At 74.8% G+C, this 25,611-nt stretch carries 26 protein-coding genes and 3 tRNA genes; 15 read left to right on the top strand and 14 right to left on the bottom strand.

All coding sequences use genetic code 11. The features are described from left to right. Nucleotides 1-38: 38 nt before the first annotated feature. Both ACI8AG_RS05140 and ACI8AG_RS05145 read right to left on the bottom strand, forming a co-directional pair. The gene (locus ACI8AG_RS05140; protein WP_456590023.1) at nucleotides 39-188 is read right to left on the bottom strand and encodes an MFS transporter small subunit; all 150 of its coding nucleotides are present in this window, start codon (nucleotides 186-188) and stop codon (nucleotides 39-41) included. After that, nucleotides 185-1,600 carry an OFA family MFS transporter gene (locus ACI8AG_RS05145; protein ID WP_456590022.1) on the bottom strand — a complete coding sequence of 472 codons (1,416 nt, stop codon included), beginning with the start codon at nucleotides 1,598-1,600 and terminating at the stop codon, nucleotides 185-187. Before ACI8AG_RS05145 ends, ACI8AG_RS05140 begins: the two co-directional genes overlap by 4 nt. 209 nt (nucleotides 1,601-1,809) lie before the next feature. Between ACI8AG_RS05145 and ACI8AG_RS05150 the strand changes: the two genes are divergently transcribed. Both ACI8AG_RS05150 and ACI8AG_RS05155 read left to right on the top strand, forming a co-directional pair. Then, nucleotides 1,810-2,901, top strand: coding sequence for an S-(hydroxymethyl)mycothiol dehydrogenase (locus ACI8AG_RS05150; protein ID WP_456590021.1), 1,092 nt, complete (start codon nucleotides 1,810-1,812; stop codon nucleotides 2,899-2,901). After that, nucleotides 2,898-3,509 (top strand): MBL fold metallo-hydrolase, encoded by a 612-nt coding sequence (locus tag ACI8AG_RS05155; RefSeq protein WP_456596178.1) that lies wholly within the window; start codon nucleotides 2,898-2,900, stop codon nucleotides 3,507-3,509. The genes ACI8AG_RS05150 and ACI8AG_RS05155 overlap by 4 nt, the downstream gene beginning before the upstream one ends. Nucleotides 3,510-3,545: 36 nt before the next feature. On the opposite strand, the gene ACI8AG_RS05160 is transcribed toward ACI8AG_RS05155, so the two are convergent. Continuing rightward, complete coding sequence (locus ACI8AG_RS05160) at nucleotides 3,546-4,067, bottom strand: hypothetical protein (protein WP_456596179.1); 522 nt, start codon at nucleotides 4,065-4,067, stop codon at nucleotides 3,546-3,548. A gap of 69 nt (nucleotides 4,068-4,136) precedes the next feature. Beyond that, nucleotides 4,137-4,775 (bottom strand): DUF5701 family protein, encoded by a 639-nt coding sequence (locus ACI8AG_RS05165; protein WP_456596180.1) that lies wholly within the window; start codon nucleotides 4,773-4,775, stop codon nucleotides 4,137-4,139. A gap of 161 nt (nucleotides 4,776-4,936) precedes the next feature. Between ACI8AG_RS05165 and purF the strand changes: the two genes are divergently transcribed. Both purF and purM read left to right on the top strand, forming a co-directional pair. Further along, nucleotides 4,937-6,475 carry an amidophosphoribosyltransferase gene (gene purF / locus ACI8AG_RS05170; RefSeq protein WP_456590017.1) on the top strand — a complete coding sequence of 513 codons (1,539 nt, stop codon included), beginning with the start codon at nucleotides 4,937-4,939 and terminating at the stop codon, nucleotides 6,473-6,475. Next, a complete protein-coding gene (gene purM, locus ACI8AG_RS05175; protein ID WP_456596181.1) occupies nucleotides 6,472-7,545 on the top strand; it encodes a phosphoribosylformylglycinamidine cyclo-ligase in 1,074 nt (357 codons plus the stop codon). Before purF ends, purM begins: the two co-directional genes overlap by 4 nt. 228 nt (nucleotides 7,546-7,773) lie before the next feature. On the opposite strand, the gene ACI8AG_RS05180 is transcribed toward purM, so the two are convergent. Together ACI8AG_RS05180 and ACI8AG_RS05185 are read right to left on the bottom strand one after the other, a co-directional pair. Continuing rightward, nucleotides 7,774-7,995, bottom strand: a complete 222-nt coding sequence (locus tag ACI8AG_RS05180; RefSeq protein WP_456590015.1) for a DUF3073 domain-containing protein — start codon at nucleotides 7,993-7,995, stop codon at nucleotides 7,774-7,776. Between the two features lie 135 nt (nucleotides 7,996-8,130). Beyond that, a complete protein-coding gene (locus ACI8AG_RS05185) occupies nucleotides 8,131-9,222 on the bottom strand; it encodes a Glu/Leu/Phe/Val family dehydrogenase (protein WP_456596182.1) in 1,092 nt (363 codons plus the stop codon). 149 nt (nucleotides 9,223-9,371) lie between these two features. On the opposite strand from ACI8AG_RS05185, the gene ACI8AG_RS05190 reads away from it, so the two are divergent. The 4 genes from ACI8AG_RS05190 to ACI8AG_RS05205 all read left to right on the top strand — a co-directional run bounded on the left by ACI8AG_RS05190 (nucleotide 9,372) and on the right by ACI8AG_RS05205 (nucleotide 13,830). Then, on the top strand, nucleotides 9,372-10,364 hold the full coding sequence (locus tag ACI8AG_RS05190; protein WP_456596183.1) for a sugar ABC transporter substrate-binding protein: 993 nt from the start codon (nucleotides 9,372-9,374) through the stop codon (nucleotides 10,362-10,364). Between the two features lie 104 nt (nucleotides 10,365-10,468). Continuing rightward, nucleotides 10,469-11,419 carry an ABC transporter permease gene (locus tag ACI8AG_RS05195; RefSeq protein ID WP_456596184.1) on the top strand — a complete coding sequence of 317 codons (951 nt, stop codon included), beginning with the start codon at nucleotides 10,469-10,471 and terminating at the stop codon, nucleotides 11,417-11,419. Beyond that, a complete protein-coding gene (locus tag ACI8AG_RS05200; protein WP_456596185.1) occupies nucleotides 11,416-12,225 on the top strand; it encodes an ATP-binding cassette domain-containing protein in 810 nt (269 codons plus the stop codon). Before ACI8AG_RS05195 ends, ACI8AG_RS05200 begins: the two co-directional genes overlap by 4 nt. 288 nt (nucleotides 12,226-12,513) lie before the next feature. Further along, nucleotides 12,514-13,830 carry a M23 family metallopeptidase gene (locus ACI8AG_RS05205; protein WP_456596186.1) on the top strand — a complete coding sequence of 439 codons (1,317 nt, stop codon included), beginning with the start codon at nucleotides 12,514-12,516 and terminating at the stop codon, nucleotides 13,828-13,830. 26 nt (nucleotides 13,831-13,856) lie between these two features. Here the strand turns inward: ACI8AG_RS05205 and ACI8AG_RS05210 are convergent, their stop codons facing one another. Beyond that, nucleotides 13,857-14,357, bottom strand: coding sequence for a hypothetical protein (locus tag ACI8AG_RS05210; RefSeq protein ID WP_456596187.1), 501 nt, complete (start codon nucleotides 14,355-14,357; stop codon nucleotides 13,857-13,859). A 57-nt stretch (nucleotides 14,358-14,414) separates the two neighbouring features. Here ACI8AG_RS05210 and ACI8AG_RS05215 point away from each other — a divergent pair, with 57 nt between their 5' ends. From ACI8AG_RS05215 to mftG, 3 genes are read left to right on the top strand one after another with little or no spacing between them, the layout of a single operon-like run. Beyond that, nucleotides 14,415-15,284 (top strand): MBL fold metallo-hydrolase, encoded by an 870-nt coding sequence (locus tag ACI8AG_RS05215; protein WP_456596188.1) that lies wholly within the window; start codon nucleotides 14,415-14,417, stop codon nucleotides 15,282-15,284. After that, entirely contained in the window at nucleotides 15,281-16,600 is a 1,320-nt protein-coding gene (locus tag ACI8AG_RS05220) for a class I adenylate-forming enzyme family protein (RefSeq protein ID WP_456596189.1), read from the top strand. The genes ACI8AG_RS05215 and ACI8AG_RS05220 overlap by 4 nt, the downstream gene beginning before the upstream one ends. Continuing rightward, nucleotides 16,593-18,122 carry a mycofactocin dehydrogenase MftG gene (mftG, locus tag ACI8AG_RS05225; protein ID WP_456596190.1) on the top strand — a complete coding sequence of 510 codons (1,530 nt, stop codon included), beginning with the start codon at nucleotides 16,593-16,595 and terminating at the stop codon, nucleotides 18,120-18,122. The genes ACI8AG_RS05220 and mftG overlap by 8 nt, the downstream gene beginning before the upstream one ends. Before the next feature lie 67 nt (nucleotides 18,123-18,189). Here the strand turns inward: mftG and ACI8AG_RS05230 are convergent, their stop codons facing one another. Continuing rightward, nucleotides 18,190-18,405, bottom strand: coding sequence for a hypothetical protein (locus tag ACI8AG_RS05230; RefSeq protein ID WP_456590005.1), 216 nt, complete (start codon nucleotides 18,403-18,405; stop codon nucleotides 18,190-18,192). Nucleotides 18,406-18,623: 218 nt separating this feature from the next. On the opposite strand from ACI8AG_RS05230, the gene ACI8AG_RS05235 reads away from it, so the two are divergent. Both ACI8AG_RS05235 and ACI8AG_RS05240 read left to right on the top strand, forming a co-directional pair. Then, a complete protein-coding gene (locus ACI8AG_RS05235) occupies nucleotides 18,624-19,313 on the top strand; it encodes a phosphodiesterase (RefSeq protein ID WP_456596191.1) in 690 nt (229 codons plus the stop codon). Between the two features lie 169 nt (nucleotides 19,314-19,482). Further along, the gene (locus ACI8AG_RS05240) at nucleotides 19,483-20,520 is read left to right on the top strand and encodes a glycosyltransferase (RefSeq protein WP_456596192.1); all 1,038 of its coding nucleotides are present in this window, start codon (nucleotides 19,483-19,485) and stop codon (nucleotides 20,518-20,520) included. A 48-nt stretch (nucleotides 20,521-20,568) separates the two neighbouring features. Here ACI8AG_RS05240 and ACI8AG_RS05245 read toward each other — a convergent pair. From ACI8AG_RS05245 to ACI8AG_RS05270, 6 genes are all read right to left on the bottom strand, one after another. Further along, nucleotides 20,569-20,642 (bottom strand) — tRNA-Phe (locus ACI8AG_RS05245). A gap of 23 nt (nucleotides 20,643-20,665) precedes the next feature. Next, a tRNA-Asp gene (locus tag ACI8AG_RS05250) sits at nucleotides 20,666-20,739 on the bottom strand. A gap of 29 nt (nucleotides 20,740-20,768) precedes the next feature. Continuing rightward, a tRNA-Glu gene (locus tag ACI8AG_RS05255) sits at nucleotides 20,769-20,841 on the bottom strand. A gap of 96 nt (nucleotides 20,842-20,937) precedes the next feature. Next, on the bottom strand, nucleotides 20,938-21,270 hold the full coding sequence (locus tag ACI8AG_RS05260; RefSeq protein WP_456590002.1) for a hypothetical protein: 333 nt from the start codon (nucleotides 21,268-21,270) through the stop codon (nucleotides 20,938-20,940). 23 nt (nucleotides 21,271-21,293) lie between these two features. Beyond that, entirely contained in the window at nucleotides 21,294-22,934 is a 1,641-nt protein-coding gene (locus ACI8AG_RS05265; protein ID WP_456596193.1) for a metallophosphoesterase family protein, read from the bottom strand. A 54-nt stretch (nucleotides 22,935-22,988) separates the two neighbouring features. Then, nucleotides 22,989-23,504: a GtrA family protein gene (locus ACI8AG_RS05270; protein ID WP_456596194.1), complete on the bottom strand. Its 516-nt coding sequence runs from the start codon at nucleotides 23,502-23,504 to the stop codon at nucleotides 22,989-22,991. Between the two features lie 191 nt (nucleotides 23,505-23,695). Between ACI8AG_RS05270 and ACI8AG_RS05275 the strand changes: the two genes are divergently transcribed. Both ACI8AG_RS05275 and ACI8AG_RS05280 read left to right on the top strand, forming a co-directional pair. Then, the gene (locus ACI8AG_RS05275) at nucleotides 23,696-24,571 is read left to right on the top strand and encodes a Rieske 2Fe-2S domain-containing protein (RefSeq protein ID WP_456596195.1); all 876 of its coding nucleotides are present in this window, start codon (nucleotides 23,696-23,698) and stop codon (nucleotides 24,569-24,571) included. A gap of 33 nt (nucleotides 24,572-24,604) precedes the next feature. Continuing rightward, nucleotides 24,605-25,450, top strand: a complete 846-nt coding sequence (locus tag ACI8AG_RS05280) for a hypothetical protein (RefSeq protein WP_456596196.1) — start codon at nucleotides 24,605-24,607, stop codon at nucleotides 25,448-25,450. Nucleotides 25,451-25,611: the final 161 nt, after the last annotated feature.

Consider the following 25,611-nt stretch of genomic DNA (forward strand, 5'->3'; position numbering starts at 1 on the left):
CCCGGGAGGGATCCCCGCCGCTGCGGGTGGTGCGAGGGTCAGCCGCCGAAGAGCGCGCTGGCCGCCTTCACCGTGTTGTACAGGCCGTAGGCCAGCGGGACGCCGACCAGGGTCCACGCGAAGGCGATCAGGGCCACCGGCGTGTGCGTGGTCGGCTGCTCGCCGGTCCGGGACGCGGGAGTGCTCATCGGATGCTCCGTTCGGGCTCGGCGGCCGTGGTGGGGATGTCGGTCTGCTTGGGCTCGAAGTACTTCTCCGACACCGGCTTGATCAGCAGGTTCGCGACGAAGCCGACGGCCAGCAGGCCGACCATGATGAACAGCGCGGGCCGGTAGTCACCGGCGACGAGCTGACCCGGCGTCCCGCGGGCGTCGAGGACGCCGTTGATGATCAGCGGGCCGACGACGCCGGCGGCCGCCCAGGCGGTCAGCAGCCGGCCGTGGATGGCGCCCACCTGGTAGGTGCCGAAGAGATCGCGCAGGTAGGCCGGGACCGTCGCGAAGCCACCACCGTAGAAGCTGATGATGATCGCGGCGGTGACCACGAAGATCCAGGTCGCGGTGCTGCCGAGGGTCGCCAGGATGACGTACAGCACGATGCCGACGCCGAGGTAGACCATGTAGATCGGCTTGCGCCCGATGTAGTCCGACGTCGAGGACCACACGAAGCGGCCCGCCATGTTGAACAGCGACAGCAGGCCGACGAAGCCCGCAGCCGTGGCGGCGAGGACGGTGGAGGTCTCCCCGGTGCGGAAGAAGTCCTGGATCATCGGCGCGGCCTGCTCGAGGATGCCGATGCCCGCGGTCACGTTGCAGAACAGCACCGTCCAGAGCAGCCAGAACTGCGGCGTCTTGATCGCGTTGTTGGCCGAGACGTTCTCCGTGGTGACCAGCGACTTCTGCTTGACGGCCGACGGGTCGAAGCCGTCGGGCCGCCAGTTGGCCGCCGGGACGCGGATGATGAACGCGCCGAACATCATGAAGACCAGGTAGATCAGGCCCAGGGTCAGGAACAGGCCCGCGACGGCGTTACCGCTGGGCACCGTGCCGGCGATGGCCGGGTCGTAGTTCGGGTCGTACCAGTTCATGAGCTGGCGGGACAGCGGCGAGGCGATGAGCGCGCCACCACCGAAACCCATGATCGCCATGCCGGTGGCCAGGCCCGGGCGGTCGGGAAACCACTTGATGAGCGTGGAGACCGGCGAGATGTAGCCGATGCCCAGGCCGATGCCGCCGAGGAAGCCGTAGCCGAGGTAGAGCAGCCAGAGCTGCTCGGTGTAGATGCCGAGCGAGCCGACGAGGAAGCCCGACACCCAGAAGACGGCCGAGGTGAACATGGCGGCGCGGGGGCCGTTCTTGTCCACCCAGGTGCCGAAGACGGCGGCCGAGAGGCCGAGCATCACGATGGCGATCGAGAAGATGATCCCGATCTGGGTGAGGCCCGTGTCGAAGTGCTCGACGAGCGCGACCTTGTAGACACTGGTCGCGTACGCCTGACCGATGCACAGATGGACGGCGAGAGCCGCCGGCGGGATCAGCCAGCGGTTGAATCCTGGCCGGGCGACAATGCGCTCGCGTGCCAGGAAACTGGGTACTGCCACGGGGTGTACCTCCGGGGACGGGAACCGGTGCGTCCGGATGGACACCACCGGGACGCGCCCTGTGATATGGGTCGCTATCGGGTCGCACCGTACGTGGCCGTCCGTGCTATTGCGCGGTCAACATGCAACTCGTGATCCTCGCGTGACCACCCGACCGCAGGGCGGAAGGGGATTCAGCCGCCCGCTGTGCCTCCGCCTAGGGTGCAGGCATGGCGTACGAGGTGCGGGGCGTGGTCGCCCGCGGCAAGGGACAGCCCGTCACGGTGGAAACCATCGTCGTTCCCGATCCGGGCCCCGGTGAGGCGGTCGTGGACGTGCAGGCCTGCGGGGTCTGCCACACCGACCTGCACTACCGCGAGGGCGGCATCAACGACGACTTCCCGTTCCTGCTCGGCCACGAGGCGGCCGGCGTGGTGGCGGCGGTCGGCGAGGGCGTCACCAACGTGGCCGTCGGCGACTACGTCGTCCTGAACTGGCGCGCGGTGTGCGGCGAGTGCCGCGCGTGCCGCAAGGGCGCGCTGCAGTACTGCTTCAACACCCACAACGCCGCGCAGAAGATGACGCTGGCCGACGGCACGGAGCTCTCCCCGGCCCTGGGCATCGGCGCCTTCGCCGAGAAGACGCTCGTCCACTCCGGGCAGTGCACGAAGGTCGATCCGGCTGCGCCCCCGACGGCCGCCGGGCTGCTCGGCTGCGGGGTGATGGCCGGCGTCGGCGCGGCGATCAACACCGGTGGCGTGCAGCGTGGCGAGACGGTCGCCGTCTTCGGCTGCGGCGGCGTCGGCGACGCCGCGATCGCCGGCGCGAAGCTCGCCGGCGCGACGACGATCATCGCCGTCGACATCGACGACCGGAAGCTGGAGTGGGCCCGGAAGTTCGGCGCCACCCACACCGTGAACTCGAAGGAGACCGACGCCGTCGAGGCGATCAAGGCCGCCACCGGTGGCTTCGGCGTCGACGTCGCCATCGACGCCGTGGGCCACCCGAAGGTGTTCGAGCAGGCCTTCTACGCCCGCGACCTCGCCGGCCGCGTGGTCATGGTCGGCGTCCCCACGCCGGGCATGGAGATCACCCTGCCGGCGATCGAGGTCTTCGGCCGGGGTGGGGCGGTGAAGAGCTCCTGGTACGGCGACTGCCTGCCCAGCCGCGACTTCCCGATGCTGGTCGACCTCTACCTGCAGGGCCGGTTCCCGCTCGACGACTTCGTCACCGAGACCATCGGCGTGGACGACGTCGAGGAGGCATTCCACAAGATGCACGCCGGTGACGTGCTGCGCTCGGTCGTGGTGTTCGACAAGTGAGCACCGCGCGCATCGAGAAGGTCGTGATCCCCGGCGTCTTCTCCCTGGACGGCCAGGACTTCGACGTCGAGAACAACGTGTGGCTCGTCGGCGACGACGACGAGGTGCTGGTGATCGACGCCCCGCACGACGCGGCCCCCATCGTGGCGGCCGTCGGCGGCCGGAACGTCACCGCGATCGTGCTCACGCACGGGCACAACGACCACATCACCGCCGCGCCGGCGCTCCGCGAGGCGACCGGCGCCCCGATCTGGTTCCACCCGATGGACCGGATGCTGTGGGACGTCGTGCACCCGGACGCCGCACCCGACCGGGACCTCCTGGCCGGCACGCGGTTCACGGTGGCCGGTGCGACGCTCACCGCGCTGCACACCCCGGGTCACTCGCCGGGGAGCACCTGCCTGCACGCGCCGGACCTGAGCACGGTCTTCACCGGTGACACGCTGTTCTGCGGCGGTCCGGGAGCCACCGGGCGCTCGTTCAGCGACCGCCCGACGATCGAGCACTCGATCCGCTCGGAGCTGTTCACCCTCCACGGCGACACGGTGGTGCGGACCGGACACGGCCACGACACCACGATCGCCGCGGAGCTCCGCACCCTCGGCTGACCCCCGCCCCTGGTTCCGGGGGACGACGCCGCCCGCTCACCCGCCGGCGGTGTCGTCCTCCGCCGGACGCCGGCGCTTGCTGCCGGACCGGCTCTTGGGCTCGGAGGAACTCTTGGGCTGGGACCGGCTCTTGGGCTCGGACCGGCTCTTGGGCTCGGAGGAACTCTTGGGCTGGGACCGGCCCTTCGCCTCGGACCCGCTCGTGGGCTCGGACCCGGCCTCGGGCTCGGACCCGCTCGTGGCATCGGACGGGCTCGTGCGGGGCTGGGGGCTCGTCCGCTCGAGGTTCTGGCGGATCGCCGCCACGTCGAGTGCGAGGTCCTCGAGGGCCTCCACCGCGCGCGTGGCGAGGGCGAACGTCAGGTTCTCGCGCTGCTCCCTGGGGCTGGGCTCGCGATGCCGCTGTGCGCTCCCGGGATCGCGGGTGGAGGACTCGCGCATCCGGCGCGTCGCCTCCGACCACGGATCGTCGGTGCCCCGCGCATCGCCGAGGAGATCGCGCAGCATCCGCTGCGCCATCGCCAGGAAGTCGCCCGGGTCGGGTCGGTCGTTCGCCATCGTCTGCCTCCTCCGGCGGTGAGGACGCGGCCGGTGGGGAAACGTGCGCGACCCCCGCCGGGGTTCCCGTCAGGCGGCGACGCGCCGCTGCGCGGAGGCGAAGCCGAGCCAGGTGTGCCGGTTGCCGGCCCAGCACCAGCCGACCTTGGGTGCTCCCCGCCGGTCGCGGCCGTCGCGCCCGGTGCCGTTGCTGATCCACAGCGCCGGGGTCCGGGCGTCCAGGCGTCCGTCGGGCCTGCGCAGCCGCGAGCCGATCGTCATGAAGCAGGCGTTCCGGGCCAGGACCTCCGGGCACTGGAGCAGCCAGTGGATGCCCTCGCCGAGCGTGAGCGGCGTCCGGCCGGCACCCAGGATGGCGGGCAGTGCCTCGTCCGGGCTCCGGTTCCGCCACTGGTCGCCGCGCTCGAGTCCGCTCACGGCGTAGACCGGGGTGGCGGGCAGCTCGACCGACTCGACGGGTGCGAAGGCGTCGAGGTCGGTCATGTCCGCGACGACGAAACCGGGCTTGCCGGCCAGCGTCACGAGCGGGGCGAGCCCCGACACGGGTGCCCGGTCGGGGTGCACCACCAGCAGGGCGCCGGGGGGGAGTCCGTCGGCCGCGGCGCGCAGGTCGGCCGCCGTCACGTCGGCGATCCCGGGTAGGCCGAGGGCGATCAACCGCTCGGCCTGGGCCGCAGCCGGGGGGAGAGGGGCGAGCTGCGTGGGCACAGGCGGACCTCCGGGGCCGGTGGGAACTGGCCGACAACGCGCTGCCCGGACACCTGGTTCCCGCCCGCCGGCCCCGGGACCAGCGGCGACGACCCACCGGGGTGACGCGGCCCACCCGCTCGGCTCTCGGTTCGGTGGCGCGCGCCGGTACGCTCGACCCCGTGCCTCGCGGTGATGGACGGCTGACGCACGACCTCGATCCCCAGTTCCCCGGACCTCAGGACGCCTGCGGCGTCTTCGGTGTGTGGGCGCCGGGGGAGGAGGTCGCGAAGCTGACCTATTTCGGTCTGTACGCGCTCCAGCACCGCGGTCAGGAGGCGGCGGGGATCGCGGTGTCCGACGGCGCCTCGGTCGTCGTCTACAAGGACCTCGGGCTGGTCAGCCAGGTCTTCGACGAGCCGACCCTCGGCAGCCTCCGCGGCCACCTGGCCGTCGGTCACACCCGGTACTCGACGACCGGGGCCTCCACGTGGGAGAACGCGCAGCCGACGTTCCGCACCACCGAGGCCGGCACCGGCCTGGCGCTCTGCCACAACGGGAACCTGGTCAACACTGCCGAGCTCGCCAGCAAGGCCGCCGACGCCGGTGTCCCGGGGGCCTTCGTGGCGACCAACGACTCGGACCTGGTCACCGCGCTCATCGCCTCCTACCAGGACGTCTCGGTCGAGGCGGCGGCGATGGAGGTGCTGCCGCAGCTGCGGGGCGCCTTCTCCATCACCTTCATGGACGAGGACACGCTCTACGCCGCGCGTGACCCGCAGGGCGTGCGCCCGCTGGTGCTCGGCCGGCTCGAGCGCGGCTGGGTCGTGGCCAGCGAAACCGCCGCGCTGGACATCGTCGGCGCCTCCGTGGTGCGCGAGGTCGAGCCCGGCGAGCTGATCGCCATCGACGAGAACGGCCTGCGCAGCCAGCACTTCGCCCCGGCGGAGCCCAAGGGCTGCGTCTTCGAGTACGTCTACCTGGCGCGGCCCGACACCACGATCTCCGGGCGCAGCGTGCACGCGGCGCGCGTGGAGATCGGCCGCCGGCTGGCGAAGGAGCACCCCGCCGACGCCGACCTCGTGATCCCGGTGCCCGAGTCGGGCACCCCGGCGGCGGTCGGCTACGCCGAGGCCTCGGGCATCCCGTACGGGCTGGGCCTGGTCAAGAACTCCTACGTGGGCCGTACGTTCATCCAGCCCAGCCAGACCATCCGGCAGCTGGGCATCCGGCTCAAGCTGAACCCGCTGCGCGACGTCATCCGCGGCAAGCGGCTCGTGGTCGTCGACGACTCGATCGTGCGCGGCAACACGCAGCGCGCGCTGGTCCGGATGCTGCGCGAGGCCGGTGCGGTCGAGGTGCACGTCCGCATCGCGTCGCCGCCGGTCAAGTGGCCGTGCTTCTACGGCATCGACTTCGCCAGCCGGGCCGAGCTGATCGCCAACGGCCTGGACATCGACGGGGTGCGGGCGTCGGTCAACGCCGACTCCCTCGGGTACGTCTCCGAGCAGGGGCTGATCGCGGCCACCGAGCAGCCGGTCAACCGGCTGTGCACCGCCTGCTTCACCGGCGAGTACCCGATCCCGCTGGGTGCCCCCGAGGTGCTGGGCAAGCACGTGCTCGAGGGCATCGGCCAGCGCGCGGTGAGCGGCTGGACCGGTCAGCAGGCCGGAAGCGCCGCGGTCCCCGGTGGCGCCGAGGACGCGCTGAGGCGGCCGTGAGCCGCGGGAGCGACGCCGGGCAGTTCACCTACGCCGCCTCCGGCGTCGACATCGACGCCGGCGAGCGCGCCGTCACCCTCATGAAGGCCGCTGTCGAGCGGACCAACCGGCCCGAGGTGGTCGGCGGGCTCGGCGGCTTCGCCGGCCTGTTCGCCCTCGACGTGCAGAAGTACCGCAGGCCCCTGCTGGCGTCCTCGACCGACGGCGTCGGGACGAAGATCGCCCTGGCCCGGCAGCTGGACCGGCACGACACGGTGGGCATCGACCTGGTGGCGATGGTCGTCGACGACCTGGTCGCCTGCGGCGCCGAGCCGCTGTTCCTGCAGGACTACGTGGCCTGCGGGAAGGTCGTGCCGGAGCGGATCGCCGCGATCGTCACCGGCATCGCGGCAGGGTGCACCCAGGCCGGCGCCGCGCTGGTCGGCGGCGAGACCGCCGAGCACGGCGACCTCATGGGCGCCGATGACTACGACCTGGCCGCCACCGCCGTCGGGGTCGTGGAGGCCGACGCCGTCCTCGGTCCGGAGCGGGTGCGCAGCGGCGACGCGGTCGTCGCGATGGCGTCGTCCGGCTTCCACTCCAACGGCTATTCGCTGGTGCGGCGCGTGGTCTCGGCGGCGGGGCTCGACCTGGCCGCCACCCCTGCGGGCCTCGACCGGCCGCTGGGCGACGAGCTGCTCGAGCCCACCCGCATCTACGCCCGCGACTGCCTGGCGCTGGTCGAGGAGCTCGGCGTGGAGGCGGTGCACGCCTTCGCGCACATCACCGGCGGCGGGCTGGCCGGCAACACCGCGCGCGTGGTCCCCGACGGGCTGCAGGCGGTCCTGGACCGCGGCACCTGGACGCTCCCGGCCGCGGTGCGGCTCATGGAGGAGCACGGGGTGCCGCGGGCGGAGTCCGAGCGCGCCTTCAACTGCGGCGTCGGCATGGTCGCCGCCGTCGCGCCGGAGCAGGCGGACGCCACGGTCGCGCTGCTCACCGCCCGGGGCGTTCCGGCGTGGGTCGCCGGAACCGTGCGCGAGCCAGCGGGGCAGGCGCCGGCGGCGGAGCTCGTCGGCACCTACCGCTGAGCCGACCAGAGCGACACCCGCCGCTACGACACCGCTGCGACGTCACCCCAGCCCTGCGCTCGTCCTCCGAGGGCCACAGCCCTGGGATGACGACCACCGCCCTGGGGTGGTGAGCCCGGTGGCCGGTGAGCTCGCCGCCGAGCCGGCGCGGACCCGACACCACGACACCGCTGCCCCGAGGGGGCGGCGGTGTCGTGGTGTCGACGGATCAGGTGCCCGGACCGCCGGTCAGCGGCTGGCCGCCCAGTCGTCGTCCGAGTCGTCGTCCGCCCAGCGGTCGGCGTACTCGTCGTCCTCGTCGTCGTCGTCCTTCGCCGCGCTGGGCGCGGTGTAGGTCGACGACGAACCGGCCAGCTCGCGCTGCAGCGCGGTGAGGTCGGTGTTGGGTGAGCTGTACTTGAGCTCACGGGCCACGCGTGTCTGCTTGGCCTTCGCTCGGCCGCGCCCCATCGGCTCGACCCCCTCATTACGGAGTGCGGAGGCCCAGCCAAGCGGCTGATGCGGCCCGCATGGCGACCCCGACTGAGTGACTATGTCTCGGACAACATTACGACACGGATCGGCGACGGGCACACGCCCTCCCCCTCAGGAGGTGTGCGCGCCCTCCACCGGTCGGCGCGGGAGCCGGATCGTGGCCAGCCGGCCGACCGAGCGCATCCGCTCCTCGGCGAGCCGGTCGGCGGCGGCTGCGGGGGAGATGCCCTCGGCGTCGGCGAGCGCGAACACCCGCAGCGCGACGTCGAAGATCCCCGAGGCCTTGGCCCGGGCGCGGTCGAACGAGAAGCCGTGCCGCTCGTCCTCCACCTGGATCACCCCGCCGGCGTTGACCAGGAAGTCGGGCGCGTAGAGGACGCCGCGTGCGCGGAGCCGGTCGGCCGCCCCGGGGCTGCCCAGCTGGTTGTTCGCCCCGCCGCACACGATCCGGCCCGGCAGCGCCTCCACCGTCTCGTCGTCCAGGGCCCCGCCGAGCGCGCAGGGCGCGTAGACGTCGTGCGGCGTGCGCACGAGGGCGGCGGTGTCGGCGACGGCGCGCACCTGCGGGTGCCTGGCCCGCACCCGCTCGACGGCGCCTGGGTCCACGTCGGTGACCACGACGTCGGCGCCGTCCTGCACGAGGTGGTCGACCAGCCAGGACCCGACCTTGCCGACGCCGGCGACGGCCACGGTCCGCCCGCCCAGCGCGGGGGTGCCCCAGCAGTGCTGGGCGGCGGCCCGCATGCCCTGGAAGACGCCGTAGGCGGTGAGCACGGAGGAGTCGCCGCACCCGCCGTAGGCCTCCGAGCGGCCGTGCGCGTACCGGGTCTCGCGTGCCACGACGTCCAGGTCGGCGTTGTACGTGCCGACGTCGCAGGCGGTGAGGTAGCGCCCGCCCAGGGACTCCACGAACCGGCCGTAGGCCCGCAGCAGCGCCTCGCTCTTGTCGGTGCGCGGATCGCCGATGATCACGGCCTTGCCGCCGCCGAGGTCCAGGCCGGCCAGGCTGTTCTTGTACGACATGGCGGCCGACAGCCGCAGCACGTCGGCCACCGCCGCGTCCTCGCTGGCGTAGGGGTAGAAGCGGGTGCCCCCCAGCGCCGGCCCGAGGGTCGTGGAGTGGATCGCGATGATCGCGCGCAGCCCCGAACCGGGATCGCTGCAGAAGACGACCTGCTCATGACCGGATGCCAGCACGTCCACGACGCCGAGCCTAGGCCGACCGGGCGTCGCCCGGTCGGTGGAAGTGGCCTGCCGGTGCCTCCGGCGGCACCGACGGCAGGTGGGCGGGGCATGATCCTTGGCGGACATGACGCGCGGGCCCGCACCCCGCGAGCACAGGAGGATTCCCGATGGCCGCACCGAAGCGACTGCTGGCACTCGCCGTGGCTGCACCCCTGCTCCTCTCCGCGTGCACCACCGAGGGCGGCGGGGGCGGGGAGAGCGCCGCGGGTGGTGCGGACGGCGGGGACCTCACCTTCTCGGTCGTCACGCACGGCTCGGCCGGTGACGCCTTCTGGGACGTCGTGCAGAACGGCGCCGCGGCGGCCGGGGAGGACCTCGGCATCGACGTCGACTACCAGAGCGACGGCGACCCGCAGCGCCAGGCGCAGCTGATCGACGCCGCGGTGAACCAGGACGTGGACGGGATCGTCGTCTCGCTGGCGAACCCGGACGCCCTGCGGGACTCGGTCGAGGCGGCGGTGGACGCCGGGATCCCCGTCGTCACCATCAACTCCGGCGGCGACCGGTCGGCCGAGTTCGGCGCCATCGGCCACGTCGGCCAGGACGAGGTGGTCGCGGGCCAGGGGGCGGGCCGGCGACTGGCCGAGGAAGGCGCCACGAGCGTGCTCTGCGTCATCCACGAGGCCGGCAACATCGGGCTGGACCAGCGCTGCTCGGGCGCCTCCCAGGGTTTCGCGGACGCCGGCTCGGCACCCGGGGACTTCACCGTCGTGCAGGTGGACATCAACGACCTCACCGGCGCCCAGTCGACGATCGCCTCCCAGCTGCAGGCCGACCCGGGGATCGACGCGGTCCTCACGTTGAACTCCGCGCTCGCCCCCGTCGCCGTGGAGGCCGCCGGGGACGCCGGCTCGGAGGCGCTGGTGGCCACGTTCGACCTCAACGAGGACGTCATCAGCGGCATCCAGGACGGCGACATCGCCTTCGCCGTCGACCAGCAGCAGTACGAGCAGGGCTACCTGCCGATCGCGATGCTCAAGCTGTACGCGGAGAACCTGAACACCGTCGGCGGCGGGCAGGCCGTGCTCACCGGCCCCGGCTTCGTGGACGCCGACAACGTCGACGAGATCGCCGACCTGGCTTCGGAGGGCACCCGCTGAGCACCCGGGAGGCCTCCGCTCCGGCCGAGGAGCGGGCTGACGAGCGGCTGGCCGCACCGGGGCCGCTCCGCCGGCTGCTGGCCAAGCCGGAGCTGGGCGCGCTGGTGGGCGCGGTCGCCGTGTTCACCTTCTTCGCGGTCCAGTCCGAGGTGTTCCGGTCGCCCCGCGGCATCGCCAACTGGCTCGACCCGGCGTCGACGCTGGGGATCATGGCGGTCGCGGTCGCGCTGCTCATGATCGGCGGGCACTTCGACCTCTCCGCCGGGGTGATGACGGGGACGACGGCGCTGACCGTGGGGATCGTGGCCACGGAGCTCGGCCAGAACATCTGGGTGGCCATCGGCGTGGCGCTCGTGCTGGCGCTGGCGATCGGCTTCTTCAACGGCTGGCTGGTCACCCGCACCGGGCTGCCGAGCTTCATCATCACGCTCGGCACCTTCCTGATGCTCCAGGGGCTCAACCTGGGGCTGACGAAGTTGTTCACCAGCACGGTGACCGTCGGCGGCATCGACGACGCACCCGGTTACGCCGCCGCCGAGTGGGTCTTCGCCTCGCGCGTCCAGGTCCTGGGCGCCGATGTGCGGGTGGCGGTGTTCTGGTGGCTGCTGTTCACCGCGCTGGCGACGTGGGTGCTGCTGCGCACGCGCTTCGGCAACTGGGTCTTCGCCACCGGCGGCGACGACGTGGCCGCCCGCAACGTCGGCGTGCCCGCCCGCCGCACCACGATCACCCTGTTCATGACGACGGCGGCCGCGGCGTGGTTCGTCGGCACCACCCTGGCGGTGCGGCTGACCTCGGTGCAGGCCAACACCGGCATCGGCCAGGAGCTGATCTACATCGTGGCGGCGGTGATCGGCGGGTGCCTGCTCACCGGCGGCTTCGGCTCGGCCGTCGGCGCCGCCCTCGGGGCGCTGATCTTCGGCATGACCCTGCTGGGGATCCCCTACCTGCGCTGGGACGCCGACTGGTTCTACTTCTTCCTGGGGGCGATGCTGCTGCTCGCGGTCCTCGCCAACCGGCTGGTGCGGCGCTACGCCGAGGCGGCCCGGCGATGAGCACGGCACCGACGACCTCGCCGACGACCCCGCCGTTGCTCGAGCTGCGTGACGTGGGGAAGGACTACGGCTCGGTCATCGCGCTCGACGGGATCAGCGCGACCGTGCGAGCCGGGGAGGTCACCTGCGTCCTGGGGGACAACGGCGCCGGGAAGTCGACGCTGATCAAGGTCCTGTCGGGCGTGCACGGTGCCGACCGCGGCGCGGTCCTGCTCGACGGGCGACCCGTCGCCTTCGGCTCGCCCCGCGAGGCGCTGGACGCCGGCATCGCGACCGTCTACCAGGACCTGGCGATGATCCCGCTGATGTCGATCTGGCGGAACTTCTTCCTCGGTGCCGAGCCCACCCGTGGGTGGGGGCCGTTCCGTCGTTTCGACGTCGCGCGCGCCAAGGAGACGACCCGCCGGGAGCTGGCGGCGATGGGGATCGACATCCGCGATCCCGACCAGCCGGTGGGCACTCTCTCCGGTGGGGAGCGCCAGTCGGTGGCCATCGCGCGGGCCGTGCACTTCGGTGCGCGGGTGCTGATCCTCGACGAGCCGACCTCGGCGCTGGGGGTCAAGCAGGCGGGGGTCGTGCTGCGCTACGTGGCGCAGGCGCGGGACCGCGGGGTCGGCGTCGTGCTGATCACGCACAACCCGCACCACGCCCACCCGGTGGGTGACCGGTTCCTGGTGCTCAACCGGGGGCGCAGCATGGGGGAGTTCGCGAAGGCGGAGATCAGCCGCGAGGAGCTGACCCGGCTGATGGCCGGCGGGGCGGAGCTGGAGGCGCTGTCCCACGAGCTGGAGCGCCCATCCGGCTGAGCCCGGCCGCGGGGCGGGGACGGACGCCGTCGGCCATGTCGACATACCGATCGCGACGATGCGGTCACCGAGCGTTCTTGTTGCGGCGCGGCGAGAGTTCCGCGTGTTGCCTTTGTGACTACCGGTGACAGTGCGACTGTTCGCGGGCCACACCGCCCACCCTCTTCCCCAGGGAGCGAGCACATGTCCCAGCGCCGTCCGACCGGACCGGCGACTCCACGGGCCGGCAGCCGCCGGCCCGTTGCGGGCCGCTCTCCCCGCCCGTTCCGCACCGCCCTGATCGGGGCGGTGGCCGGCGCGACGCTCGTGCTCACCGGCACGCCCGCCGTCGCGGTGCCTCCGCCGCCGCCCAACCCGACCGACGGCGAGCTCGGTGCGGCCCGGAGCGAGCAGGACGCGGCCGCCGCGGAGGTGGGCCGCATCCGGGCCCTCGTCGCCACCGCCGAGGCCGAGCTGGAGCGCGTCGGTGTCCTGGCCGAGGCCGCCGGGACCGCTTACGAGGCGGCCGTCGAGGAGCTGCAGCTCGCCCAGGAGGCCGCCGAGCGGGCCGCTGCCGAGCTCCGGGCCGCCGACGAGGCCGTCGCCGCGGCGGGGCTGCGGATCGCGGCGTTCTCCCGCGACAGCTACATGAACGGTGGGAGCCTCACCAGCTCCGCCGCGCTCCTGGACTCCGAGGGGCCGGGCGAGCTCATCCAGCGCGCAGCGATGCTCGACTACGTCGCGGCCAACCAGCTCGACGTCCTGGCCGAGTTCGAGGTGGCTCGTGTGCGGCAGGCGAACGCCCACTCGACCGCCCGGGCCACGCGCGACGAGCGCGCTGCCGCGGAGGACACCGCCGAGGCCGCCAAGGCGGCGGCCGACGCGCAGCTCGCCACCCAGCAGGCGGCCTACGCGGGGATCGAGGCGCAGAAGGCGGAGTACGACCAGCAGTTGAAGGCCGCCCAGATCCGCCTCCTCGAGCTGCAGGGCGCGCGCAACGCCCACGACCAGTGGGTGGCTCAGAAGGCGGCCGAGGAGGCCGCCGCCCGCGAGGCGGCCGAGCGCGCCGCCCGCGAGGCCGAGCGTGCCGCCCGCGAGGCCGAGGCGGAGGCAGCCCGCAACCGTGCCAACGCCGGTGGCGGCGGCAGCGCGGGCGGCGGTAGCACTGGCGGCGGTGGCGGCGGTGGCGGCGGTGGCGGCGGCACGGTCAGCGGGTCCGGCTACGTCAAGCCCACCTCGGGGCGGGTGTCCAGCTGCTACGGCTGGCGCTGGGGGGCCCTGCACGGCGGTGTGGACATCGCCGCCCCGATCGGGACCCCGGTGTACGCGGTGACCAGCGGCGTCGTCCGGCGGGCCGGCACGGCGACCGGCTTCGGGTACGCGGTCTACATCGAGGGCGACGACGGCGCGGTCACCGTGTACGGGCACGTGAACCGGTACTTCGTCTCCGCCGGCGAGCGGGTGTCGGCCGGCGAGCGGATCGCCGAGGTCGGCAACCGTGGGCAGTCCACCGGGCCGCACCTGCACTTCGAGGTCCACCCCAGCGGCCGGATGTACGGCGGCCACGTGGACCCGGTGCCGTGGCTCAACGCCCGGGGCGTCTACCTCGGTGGCTGCGGCGGCTGACCACGGCCCGGTCGGGCCGGGAACGGTCAGCTGGTGGGGGCGCTCTCCTCGGTGGGCAGGCCCAGCCCGCACTCCTCGGCGAGGTAGGCCTGCACGTTGGTCGAGGCCGTGTCCAGCTCCTGCTCCAGCGGAGCCAGCTCCTGCTCGAGGGTGGCCAGCGCCTCCGGGTCGCTGAGGTCGACGCCCTGGAGGGTGGCCGCGAGCTGCTCGGCGTCGTCGGCCAGCGCGCTCCAGTCCGGGGCGATCTCGTCCGGCGCGTCGATCGCGCGCATCTCCCGCGCCGCCGCGCGGAGGATCTCCGGCAGGTCACCGGGGTCGCCGGCGGCGGTCGCGCTGCCGGTGAGCCGCTCCTGGATGCTGACGGCCTCCGCGCAGAAACCACCGTCGGTGGCCTCGGGAGCTCCGGTCGCGGTGGTGTCCCCGGCTGCGGTGCTCCCCCCGTCGTCGTCGGAGCTCCCGCAACCGGTGAGCAGGGCCAGGGCGGTCACGGCCGGGAGCACCCCGGCGCGGAGGAGGGGGCGACGCATGGGCGGAGGGTAGCCGCCGGGTGCGCGCCCCGGCGGCGGCGCACTAGCGTGCCGGGGGTGGCCCTCCCGACCGACCCCCGCACCTCGTGGGGGCTTCCCGCACCCGGCGCACTGCCGCGCACCGCCGAGCTGGAGCCGCTGGTCACCAGGGTGCTGGCGCCCAACCCCTCGCCGATGACCCTCGACGGCACGAACACCTACGTGGTGGGGACCCCGGGCAGCGGCCAGGCGGTGCTGGTCGACCCGGGTCCGGACGACGCCGCGCACCTGGCCGCCGTCGAGGCCGCGCTCGCCGCACGGCAGGCGCGCTGCGTCGCCGTCCTGGTCACCCACCACCACGGGGACCACGCCGAGGCGGCGCTGCCGTGGGGGGCCCGTCTCGGCGCCCCCGTCGCGGCGGCGTCGGGGGACGTCGCGGGTCCCGCCGGACGGGTGCTCGAACCGGGGGAACGGCTGTCCCTGGCCGGGACGGTGATCGACGTCGTCGGCACGCCCGGCCACACCGCCGACCACCTGGCGTTCCGCCTGGAGTCCGGGGCGGTCCTGGTGGGCGACCACGTCCTGGGGCGGGGCACCTCGGTCGTCACCCACCCCGAGGGCGACGTGGTGGCGTACCTGGAGTCGTTGCGGCGGGTGCACGACCTGGGGCCCAGCGCCCTCTACTGCGGCCACGGCCCGGAGCTGACCACCGATCCCGGTGCGGTCCTCGAGTACTACCTGGCGCACCGGGCGCACCGCGAGCAGCAACTGCTCGACGCGCTGGCCGGTGGCGCCCGCAGCGTCGACGAGCTCCTGGCGGCGGTCTACGCCGACGTGCCCCGCGAGGTGTGGCCGGCCGCGGCGCAGTCGACCCGGGCCACCCTGGCCAAGCTCGCCGCCGACGGCCGGGTCGAGCTCGTCGGCGGGGACGGGGTGCGGCCGGCATGACCGGGGCGGGGGTCGCCGTGGTCACCGCCGGCGCCGGCGAGCGCGACCAGCGGCGCGCCGCAGCCGGGCTCGCTGCCGCCGGGGTGCGGGAGGGCGACCGCGTGCTCGTGTCGGCGGCCGCCTCGCCGGCGCTGCTCGCCGTCGTCCTCGGCGCGCTGCGCACCGGCGTCGTCCCCGTGGTGCTCGACCCGGCGCTGCCGACCGAGGAGCGCGCGGCGCTGGCCGCCGACGCCGACCCCGCGCTGGACGCCGGGACCGACCCGGCGCGTCTGCTCGGCGACGCGGAGACCGCACTGGCCCCGGTGCCCCTGGCGCGGCCCATGCACTACACCTCCGGCACCACCGGCCGGCGCAAGGGCGTGTGGTCCGGCGTCCTGGGCGCCGACGACGCCCGCGCCCTGGCCGGGGAGGAGATCGAGCTGTGGGGCTTCGGGCCGGGGGACCGGCACGTCGTCCTCTCGCCGCTGCACCACAGCGCGCCGCTGCGGTTCGCCGTCCACACGCTGCTGGCCGGCGGTGAGGTGCTGCTGCCCGGCCCCTTCGACGCCGCCCGCGCCGCCCGGGTGATCTCCACCCACCGGCCGACGACGGCGTTCTGCGTCCCCACCCACCTGCAGCGGCTGCTCGCCCGGGACGACGTCGACTGGTCCTCGTTCCGCCGGCTGGTGCACGCCGGCGCGCCGTGCCCCGAGCCGCTCAAGCGCGCCGTCCTCGCGGCGCTGCCGGAGGGCAGCGTGTGGGAGTTCTACGGGTCCACCGAGGCGCAGTTCACCGTCTGCTCGCCCGAGGACTGGCTCGCCCACCCCGGCAGCGTGGGGCGGGCCCGCCCGGGGCGGCGGCTGGAGACCGACGAGCGCGGCCAGCTCTGGTGCGCGGTGCCCCGCTGGGCCCGTTTCGAGTACTGGCGGGCGCCCGAGAAGACGGCCGCGGCGTGGCGGGGGGAGCGGGTCACCGTCGGCGACCTCGGCCGGGTCGACGACGACGGCACCGTCTGGCTGGACGGCCGGCGGGAGGACCTGGTCATCTCCGGTGGGGTGAACGTCTACCCCGCGGAGGTGGAGGCGGTCCTCGACGCCCATCCCGGTGTCGTGGAGAGCGCGGTGTTCGGCATCCCCGACCCCGAGTGGGGGCAGCGGGTGGTGGCCGCCTACGTCGGCGACGCGGACGCCGGCGCGCTGGCCGCCTGGGCCCGGGAGCGGCTGGCGCCGGCCAAGCGCCCCAAGTCGCTGCACGCGCTGGCCGACCTGCCCCGCACCTCGACCGGCAAGGTGCGCCGGCTGGACCTGCCGGGGGTGCTCGGCCTGGCCGGTGGCTGAGCACTGGGACGTCGTCGTCGTCGGCGCGGGCACGGCCGGGTGCCCGCTGGCCGCCCGGCTGGCCGACGCCGGCCGGCGGGTGCTGCTGCTCGAGGCGGGGGCGCACCACCCCGACCCCGCGCGCGTCCCGCCCGAGCTCCGCGACGCCGGCACCCTGCGCGCCGCGGTGAGCGGGCACCCGGCGAACTGGGACCTGCCCGGGCTGCTGCCCGGGGGGCGGGCCGTGCGGGTGCCCCGCGGCCGGGTGTCCGGCGGCTCCAGCGCGGTGAACGCCGGCTACTTCGTGCGCCCCACGCCCGCGGACGCCGCCGGCTGGGCCGCGGCGGGGAACGACCTGTGGTCGTGGGACCGGCTGCTGCCCGCGCTGGTGCGGCTGGAGAGCGACCGCGACTTCGGCGACCGCCCCGGCCACGGGGCCGACGGGCCGGTGCCGGTGACGCGCCCGCGGAGCGCCCCGCCCCTCGCCGAGGCGTTCGCCGCCGCGGCCGAGGAGCTGGGGGTCCCGGCCGAGCCGGACAAGAACGCCGGTGGCGTGCCCGGCTACGGCCCGTTGCCGCGCAACGTCGTCGACGGCGTCCGGATCAGCACCGCGGCGGCCTACCTGGCCCCGCGCCGCGGGCACCCCGGCCTCACCGTGCGCGGCGGCGTCCAGGTGCTGCGGGTGCTGGTCGAGCACGGTCACGCGGTGGGCGTGCGCACGACCGGCGGCGAGGTGCGCGCCGAGGAGGTGGTGCTGGCCGCGGGGGCGGTGGGCTCGGCGCACCTGCTGCTGCTCTCGGGGATCGGTCCCCCGTCGGTGCTGCGGGCCGCCGGGATCGAGCTGCTGGTCGACGCCCCGGGGGTGGGGCAGCAGTGCTCGGACCACCCGCTGGTCTACCTGCCCTTCCGTCCCGTGCCGGGCACCACGGCGCCGCCCGGCCGGTCCCCGCTGCACGGCATCCTGCACGGGACCTCGCCCGGCGCCGAGGTGGCGGGCGACCTGGAGCTGCTGCCCTGGCTGGCCCCGTTCGCGCAGGTGATGACGGGCCACGCCGCACCCGAGGGCGAGGTGGTCGAGCTCGGGGTGGGGCTCCAGCGGACGGTCGGCCGCGGGCGGCTGGTCCTCGACCCGCGGGACCCGGCCGCCCTCCCGGTCGTGGAGTACGGGCACCTGGCGCAGGAGCCGGACCGCCGCCGGATGCGGGACGGGGTGCGGATGGCGGCGGAGCTGCTGCGGACCTGCGCGCTGGCCGCGGTGGGTGTGCCGACCGACGAGCCGACCGGCGCGGTGCTGGCCGACGACGTCGCGCTGGACGCCTGGATCCGTGCCCGCCTGACCACCGCCGTCCACCTGTCCGGGACCGCGCGCATGGGGCCGGAGAGCGATCCGGGAGCCGTGGTCGACCAGCGGCTGCGGGTCCGCGGGGTCGAGGGGCTCCGGGTGGCCGACACGTCGGTGCTGCCGCAGGTGCCCAGCCGCGGACCGGCTGCCACCGCCGTGCTGGTCGGGGAACGCGCCGCAGAGCTGATGGCCGGGAGCTGAGCCACGCGGCCGTCGGCGCGGGTCCCGGCGGCGCGAGAGGCGCGGCCGCCGGGACCCGGGCTCCGGGTCAGCGGATGGCGGACATCTCGCTGGTGGTGGTGGTCGGGGCCGACCAGGCGTCGGGGTGCGGCCGTCCGACGTCGGACGTCCAGGCCGGGGTGCGGGGTCCGCTCTGCGGCCCGCGGCTGGTGGTGGCCGGACGGGCGCTCAGGCTCACGATCGCGGCCAGGAGCACGAGCAGGCCGACCAGTACACCGCCGAGGGTCAGGAGCGTGGAGAGCATGTACACAACGTAGGCGGTTGGTGCTGTGCTGTCACCGGGCAGAACTTCCCGAAGATCGGCTGCGACGTGCGCAGAGTTCACCCGCGTTCTCCCGTCACGCCCCAGCTGCCCCAGCGCCCTTCGCCGAGGGGTGCCGCCGCATTGGTCGCTCTGCCGTGGCCGGTTGCCCGACGGTCGACGGCGGGTAGGGCAGGCGCCGTCGGTCGAACGGAGGACGTGTGCCTGATCTGGTGGCAGCTGCGGGGCAGGTGGTGGCGGTGCCGCTCGGCGCGGTGGCGCGCTGGCGGCGTGGCCGCCCCATGCACCCGCGCGGGGCGGTGCTGGCCGGTGTGCTGGACCGGCAGGGCGCGCGACCGCCGTTCGGGGTCCCGTGGCTCGACGGCGCCGGTACCGACGACGTCGTCGTCCGGATGTCGCGCGGCGCCGGGCTCCCGGCCCCGCTGCCCGACGTCCTGGGGCTGACGATCCGGTTGACCGGCGCGGATGGCTCCCCGGTCGACCTGCTGCTCTCGACCATCGGGCGCGGCCGCCTGACGCGGCTGGTGCCGGTGCCGCGGGCGGACGCGGCGGCGACCTACGGCTCGATCATGGCCTACCGCTCGGCCGTCGGGCCGGTGCGGCTGGCCGCCCTCCCGCAGGCATCCTCCCTGCCCACCGACCCCGCGCCGCTGGCCGCGGCCGCCGTGTCGGGCGACGTCGTCTTCACCCTGGCGGCCGCCCGCGGCCTGGAGGAGTGGCGCCCCTTCGCCACGCTGCGGGCCACCGGTCGGCACGGCTCGCTGGACACCGACCTGCGCTTCGACGCGGTGCGGAACCCGCCGCCGGGGCTGGCCGCCGACGGCCCGCTCGCCCGCTTCCGCGAGCCGGCGTACGCCACGGCGCGCTGGATCGGCCGCACCGGTTCGTGACGCGCCGGACATGCCAACTCACCCGATGGAGTTGATCACCGATTGCCCGGGGGCCGCGTGGGGTATGCAGAACCGGACCGGGCGCATGGACGTCGCCGGGCGCTGAGGACGTCGAGCGGCACCGTCGTGCTGTCGTGAGGCTCGACCGCACGAGGAGATGCACCCGCGCGTGACGCACGCAGAACCCCCGCTCCCGGGGCTGCCCCCGACGCCGGGGGCAGGCATCCGGGTGGTGTCCATCCCGCACACCGACCCCTACGTGGACGCCGTGCTCCCCGACGGGTCGATCCGGGTCGGCGACCACGTCGTCCCCAGCCCGTGGCTGGACCTCGCCCACCTGGCGGTCCACGCGGACGAGGTCGACGTCGTCCACCTGCACGCCGTCCACGGGTACCTGGGCGCGACCGAGCTGGAGGCGTGGGCCGAGGAGCTGCAGCGGCTCGGTATCCCGCTCGTCGTCACGGTCCACCAGCTGCGCGACCCGCAGCGCCCCGCGCCCGCGGAGACCGACGACCACCTCGCAGCAGTGCTCGCGACGGCGGAGGTCGTGCTCACCCTCACCCCCGGGGCGGCCGACGAGATCGCCGAGCGGTACGGGCGCACGGCGATCGTCGTGGCCCACCCGTCCATCGCCGTCCCCGACCCCGAGCTGGGCGCCGAGCGGGGGCTGGTCGGCGTGCGGGTGGGGCCGGCGTCCAGCACGATCCCCGACCCCGTGGGGATCGTCCGCGCGGCTCTCTCGGGCGCGCTGTCGGGCGGTGGCCGGCTGCGGGTCCTCGTCGACGAGGCGGAGGCGCCGGCCCTGGATCCCGAGATCGTCGCCCTCGCCGACGAGGGAGAGGTGGAGCTCGTCCTGGTCGGCGACGGTGGATGGACCGCCCAGCTGCAGCAGCTGCACGCCGCGGTGCTGCCCGAGCGGTGCGGCACGCACTCGGCCGACGTCGAGATCTGCCGGGACGTCGGCACCCGGGTGGTGGCGCCGAGCTGCGGGTGGTTCGCCGACCAGTGGTCGGACGTCGTGCCCTACACCAACGACGAGCGCACGGGCCTGGACCCGGTGTCGCTGACCGCCGCGATCGGCGCGGCGCTCACCCGGCCCATGCCGCGGCCCGCCGACCGGAGCTGGCGGGAGGACCAGCGCGCCGCCGTGCGCGAGGTGCACGGGGAGGTCTACGCCCAGGTGGTGGCCGACCGCAGCTGGGCGTGAGACGACGACGGGCCCGGCGACTGCCGGGCCCGTGCGATGAGGAGAGTGTGGGCAGGGGCGGGGTCGAACCGCCGACCTCTCGCTTTTCAGGCGAGCGCTCGTACCGACTGAGCTACCTGCCCCTTCCGGTGACCTCACCGGAGAGCGACCCTGACGGGACTCGAACCCGCGACCTCCGCCGTGACAGGGCGGCGCGCTAACCAACTGCGCTACAGGGCCTTGCTGGTGGTGCTGGTGCTGGTGCTGCGTGCCCCCAACGGGGTTCGAACCCGTGCTACCGCCTTGAAAGGGCGGCGTCCTGGACCGCTAGACGATGGGGGCTCGTGTTCGCCGGGGGCAGCGAGAACAATACATGGCTCCCGGGGCGCGCCCGAGGCGGGGTCCCCCCAGAGGTGGCGGCGCGCCGGACGCCCCGTCTCAGCCGAGGGTGGCCCGCAGCTCCACCGAGTCGTCGGTGACGCTGGAGCAGGCGAGCTCCAGAGGGCCGGCGGAGACGCTCTCGCCCTCGGCGCAGGACACGGTGGTCCCGCCGACGGTCAGCGTGGCGCGACCGTCCTGCACGCTGTCGAACGCCAGCGTGGTGCCGAGGATCTCGGCTTCCGCGCCGTCGCCGGAGAGGGTCACCGTGCAGGTTCCCCCGGAGCACGAGACGTTCTGGGACGAGAGGGTGCAGCCGCTGAGCGCCGCGAGGGAGAGGCCGCCGGCCAGCACCCCAGCGGCCAACCGGGTGATGCGGGTCGTCGACGTCATGCCGCGAGCGTAGGACCCGGCGGTCATCCCGGCGGGGAGGTCGGCGCGAGCGGGGCGCCGCCCGGCCCGGGGGGCACGACCACGCCGCCGCCGCCCGGCCCCGGCTCCACGCCCGCGTCGGGGGGTTCCACCTCGCCGACCACCGGGGGCTCCACCCCGCCGACGGCAGGGGGCTCCACCCCGCCAACGGCAGGGGGCGCCACCCCGCCGGCGGGCAGCTGGGCCTCGTCGGCCGGCGGGCTCTCCGCGACGATGGTGCGCTCCACCGTCACCTCCGTGGAGCCCAGCCCACCGAGGGTGATGTCGTCGTAGGCCTGCAGCGCGCCGGTGGCCGGGTCGAGGTAGAGCACGGTGCAGGTGAGCGGTTCCGGGTACTCGCCCTCGAGCGCTCGCAGGCCGGCGCCGCCGGTCGAGCCCTGCACCATCAGCAGGGTTCCGTCGGAGAGCTCCTCGACCACCCGGTTGTGCGTGTGCCCGGCCAGCACCAGCGGCACGAGGCCGTCCAGCGGCGGCGCCTGCTTCGGGTCGTGCACCATCGCGATGGCCGGGTCCTCGGCCAGCGTCCGGGTGTAGTCCGCCAGCTCCTCGCCGGACCGCTCGAGGACGTCGGCGCCCGCGTCGTCGTCGCCGGTGCTCTTGTCCGGGGTGAACCGGGGATCGGGGGCGCCGACGATCCGGATGCCGGCGACGCTCACGTCCGAGTCGTCCAGGACGGTGACGTTGGGCTGGGCGGCGAGGATGCTCGCCGTGGTGGCCGAGTCGTGGTTGCCGCGGATGTAGACGTAGGGCACGCCGAGGTCGCCCACCGCGGTGATCAGCCGGTTCTCGGGCTCGCTGCCCCAGTCGGTGATGTCGCCGGTGTCGAGGATGCCGTCGATCTCGAAGCGCTGCGCCACCTGCCGCACCAGGTCGAAGCCGGCCGGGTTGAGGTGGATGTCGGACACGTGCAGGAGGGCCACGGAGTCGCCGGTGCCGCTCGGCGAGGGCAGCGCGGACAACGTCGCGTAGAGCGTGCCCACGTTGGCCACCAGGTCCTCGAGGGACGCCCGGTAGGCATCGAATCGGGCGACGATGTCCTGGGCGTTGCCGATCAGGCTGTTGGCGTTCACCAGCAGTCCCGTGTACGTCGGCTGCGACAGCGCCTCGGGGCGCCACGTCGCGGCGCCCAGCGCGCCCGTGCCGGCCAGCAGCGCCGCGGTGATACCGACGGCGATGAGCGGCTCGCGGCGGCGGCGCAGCACGACCCAGGAGGTGAGCGCGGCTCCGGCGAGCGCCACCAGCACGGTCACCCAGACCAGCCGGACGACGGCGGACTGCAGGTCCTCGGTCACCCGGTCGACGACGCCGGCCAGCCGCACCGGGTCGGTCGCCAGCGCCTCCGCGCGAGCCTGGTCGACCCGTTGCAGCGAGATGTCCAGCCGGAGCGGCCCGTCGTAGGCGTCGACCGCCAGGGAGCCCAGCGGCGGGACGGCGACCTCCGCACCGCCGGAGGCGGGGCGGAAGGCGAGCGTGGCGTCGAACGGCCCGATGGGCGCGGAGACCCGCGCGAACAGCAGGACCGCGATGACGGCACCGACGAGCGCGATGGCCACGCGGCCGGCCCATCGGCCGGCCACCCGGGCCCGGCCGGGCCAGGGGGACGTCGACGCGGTGGGCTCGCTCACGTGGACCACGCTAGCGACGTCCGGGTCGTCGTTCCGATCGGCGCGGCGAGGCGCTCAGATCCGGGTGGGTGCGGGGCGGAAGATCCAGCGCAGCGCGAGGAACCGCATGAGGCCGATGAAGGCCGTCACGCCGGCGACCGTGGCGATCTGCAGCAGGGGGTGGGTGCCGTCGGTGAGGGCGTCCAGCAGCCCCAGGGCGGTGCTGGTCGCGAGCAGGCCCAGGACGGTGACGCCGCCGGCCTCCCACTGGGCGGTGAACCAGTGCACCCGCTGGTCGGCGTGGAACGTGCGCCGGCGGTGCAGTTCGTTGGCCAGCACCGTGGAGACCGCCGTCGCCACGAGGTGGGCCGGCAGGTAGCCCCAGCCGTGCCCCGCCACGAACAGCGCCGCGTAGACGACGGTGGTGACCGCGCCGACCAGCACGAAGCGCAGGAACTGCGCCGAGGTGGCGTCCCCGCGCAGGAACTGCGCGGAGGTGGCGTCCCCGGGCGGGCCCTGCACCGTCGCGTGCGGCAGGTCGCCGACGGCGTCGGCGGCGTGGCCGCGGCGGAGCAGGGACGGGCAGGTCACGGGGGAGGGCCTCCGGTCGGTCGCAGGTGAACAGGTCAAGGATTCTCTTCGGCAGAACCCCTGTCACCTCTGAACATGCCTGGCGTCACTGGCACTCACCCGTGTCTTTGCTCACGGTCACCTGTGAGCACCTCGGTGCAGTCGTCGGGGCGCCGTGCGTCGGGCCGGGTCCGCGCGGGTAGGGGGCGGCCATGAGTCTCATGGGCTTCCTGGACCGCATCGCGGACGTGTCGGCGTTCGACAAGGCCATCGAGCCCGCACGGCGCGCCGTCCTCGGCATGCCGAGCGCGGTCAAGGACGTCCTGCACGGGACCTGGCTGGGGCATCCGCTGCACCCGGTGCTGGTGCAGGTGCCAGTGGGCAGCTGGGTGTCGGCCGGACTGCTGGACGCCGTGCCCCCGCTGCGGCCGGCCGCCACCGTGCTGATCGGCACCGGGGTGGCCGCGGCGGTGCCGGCGGCCCTGTCGGGAGCGGCGGACTGGTCGGAGCAGGGCGCCGGCGTCCGTCGGCTCGGCGCCCTGCACGCGCTGATGAACACCGCCGCGCTGGGCCTCTACGCCGGCTCGCTGGTGGCCCGGTCCCAGGGCAGGGGCGCACTGGGCCGGGCGCTGGCGTACGCGGGCCTGGGCCTCGCGGGGAGCTCGGCGGCGATCGGCGGGCACATGTCCTACGCGCAGTCCTCGGGCGCCTCGCACGCGGCCACCGCCGTCCGGGCACTGACCACCGACTGGGTCGACCTCGGACCGCTCGACGACCTGCCCGAGGGGCGGCCAACGCTGCGCACCGGGAAGGGCGGCAGCATGTCGGTGCCGCTGGCCGTCGTCCGCCGCGGCGCGCGGGTCGACGTCTTCGTCGGGGCCTGCTCCCACCTGTCCGGCCCGCTGGACGAGGGCGCGGTGGAGAGGGTGCGCGGCAGCGAGTGCCTGGTGTGCCCGTGGCACGGCTCCGCGTTCGACCTCGACAGCGGGGAGCCGCGCCGCGGGCCGGCGGCCAACCCGCAGGAGAAGCTCGAGGTGCGCATGGACGCCGGCCGGGTCATGGCCCGGGTGCCGAGCCGGCACCGCTGACGCGGGGGTGGCGCCGCTCTACGCTGCGGCGCCATGAGGCGCACGGCCGTGGGTCTGGCGGTGCTGATGGCCGCGGCCTGCGGCACGCAACCGGCCGGAGGGCAGGCGGATCCCCCGCCGTCGACCGTCGCGGCTCCGCTGGTGCCGGCGGTGCCCGGCGTCGCCGCCGAGGCGGTCCGCCTGCGCACCGACGAGGCCGTCGGCGGGCGGATCCAGGTGCGGATCACCCACACGGGCGGCGCGCCGTACACGGTGACCGCGGTGGCGCTGGACGCGCCCGGCTTCGCGCCGCTGCCGCCGACCGAGGTGGCCACCGAGTTCGTGCCCGGGCGCGTCGTCGACCTGCCGACGCCCTACGGCGAGGCGGTGTGCCCGGCCGGTGACGGGCCCGCGACCGCCCGGCTGACGCTGCTGCGGCCCGACGGCACGGTGGAACACGTGCGGGTGGCGCTGGAGGGGGAGGCGCTCGACCGCGTCCACGGCGAGGAGTGCGGGGCCCGTGCGGTGGCCGACGCGGTGGAGCTCGGGGTGAGCGGGCCGCGGGCCGGGCCGGACCGGCTCACCGCCCGGCTGACGCTGGCCCGGCGGGGGCCCGACGCGCGGATCCTCGTGGAGCGCGTGGGCGGCAACGTCCAGTTCGACGTCGCGGCGGAGGTGCCGCTGGAGCTGCCCGCGGGGACCGGCGCTGCGGAAGGGTCGCTCACCTTCACCGTGGCCACGTGCGACGCGCACGTGCTGGCCGAGGCCAAGCAGCCGTACCTCTTCCCCGTCGGGGTGCGGATCGGCGGACGACCGGAGCTGGTGGTCGACCTCCCCGTCGACGAGGAGCTGCGTGCCGCCCTGGTCGAGCTGGTCCGGCAGGTGTGCCGGCGCGGCTGAGGCGGTGGGGGAAGAAGCCGGCCCGGCTGCCCCGGGGGGAACGGGTCAGCCGGGCCGGGGTCGTGCCCGCCCGGCGCCGGAGCGCGGGGCGGAGGATGCGGCGGACAGGGGCGCGGAGTCGCGTTCCCCGACCGGAACGATGATGACGGTACGTAACCGCC

Source organism: Blastococcus sp. SYSU DS0552 (genome assembly GCF_054050815.1).

Coding starts and splice junctions, on each gene's coding strand:
- ACI8AG_RS05275 (WP_456596195.1), top strand. CDS start 23,696: ATGAGTCTCATGGGCTTCCTGGACCGCATCGCGGACGTGTCGGCGTTC.
- ACI8AG_RS05140 (WP_456590023.1), bottom strand. CDS start 188: ATGAGCACTCCCGCGTCCCGGACCGGCGAGCAGCCGACCACGCACACG.
- ACI8AG_RS05180 (WP_456590015.1), bottom strand. CDS start 7,995: ATGGGGCGCGGCCGAGCGAAGGCCAAGCAGACACGCGTGGCCCGTGAG.
- ACI8AG_RS05230 (WP_456590005.1), bottom strand. CDS start 18,405: ATGCTCTCCACGCTCCTGACCCTCGGCGGTGTACTGGTCGGCCTGCTC.
- ACI8AG_RS05220 (WP_456596189.1), top strand. CDS start 15,281: ATGACCGGGGCGGGGGTCGCCGTGGTCACCGCCGGCGCCGGCGAGCGC.
- ACI8AG_RS05260 (WP_456590002.1), bottom strand. CDS start 21,270: ATGACGTCGACGACCCGCATCACCCGGTTGGCCGCTGGGGTGCTGGCC.
- ACI8AG_RS05190 (WP_456596183.1), top strand. CDS start 9,372: ATGGCCGCACCGAAGCGACTGCTGGCACTCGCCGTGGCTGCACCCCTG.
- ACI8AG_RS05150 (WP_456590021.1), top strand. CDS start 1,810: ATGGCGTACGAGGTGCGGGGCGTGGTCGCCCGCGGCAAGGGACAGCCC.
- ACI8AG_RS05160 (WP_456596179.1), bottom strand. CDS start 4,067: ATGGCGAACGACCGACCCGACCCGGGCGACTTCCTGGCGATGGCGCAG.
- ACI8AG_RS05280 (WP_456596196.1), top strand. CDS start 24,605: ATGAGGCGCACGGCCGTGGGTCTGGCGGTGCTGATGGCCGCGGCCTGC.
- ACI8AG_RS05210 (WP_456596187.1), bottom strand. CDS start 14,357: ATGCGTCGCCCCCTCCTCCGCGCCGGGGTGCTCCCGGCCGTGACCGCC.
- ACI8AG_RS05200 (WP_456596185.1), top strand. CDS start 11,416: ATGAGCACGGCACCGACGACCTCGCCGACGACCCCGCCGTTGCTCGAG.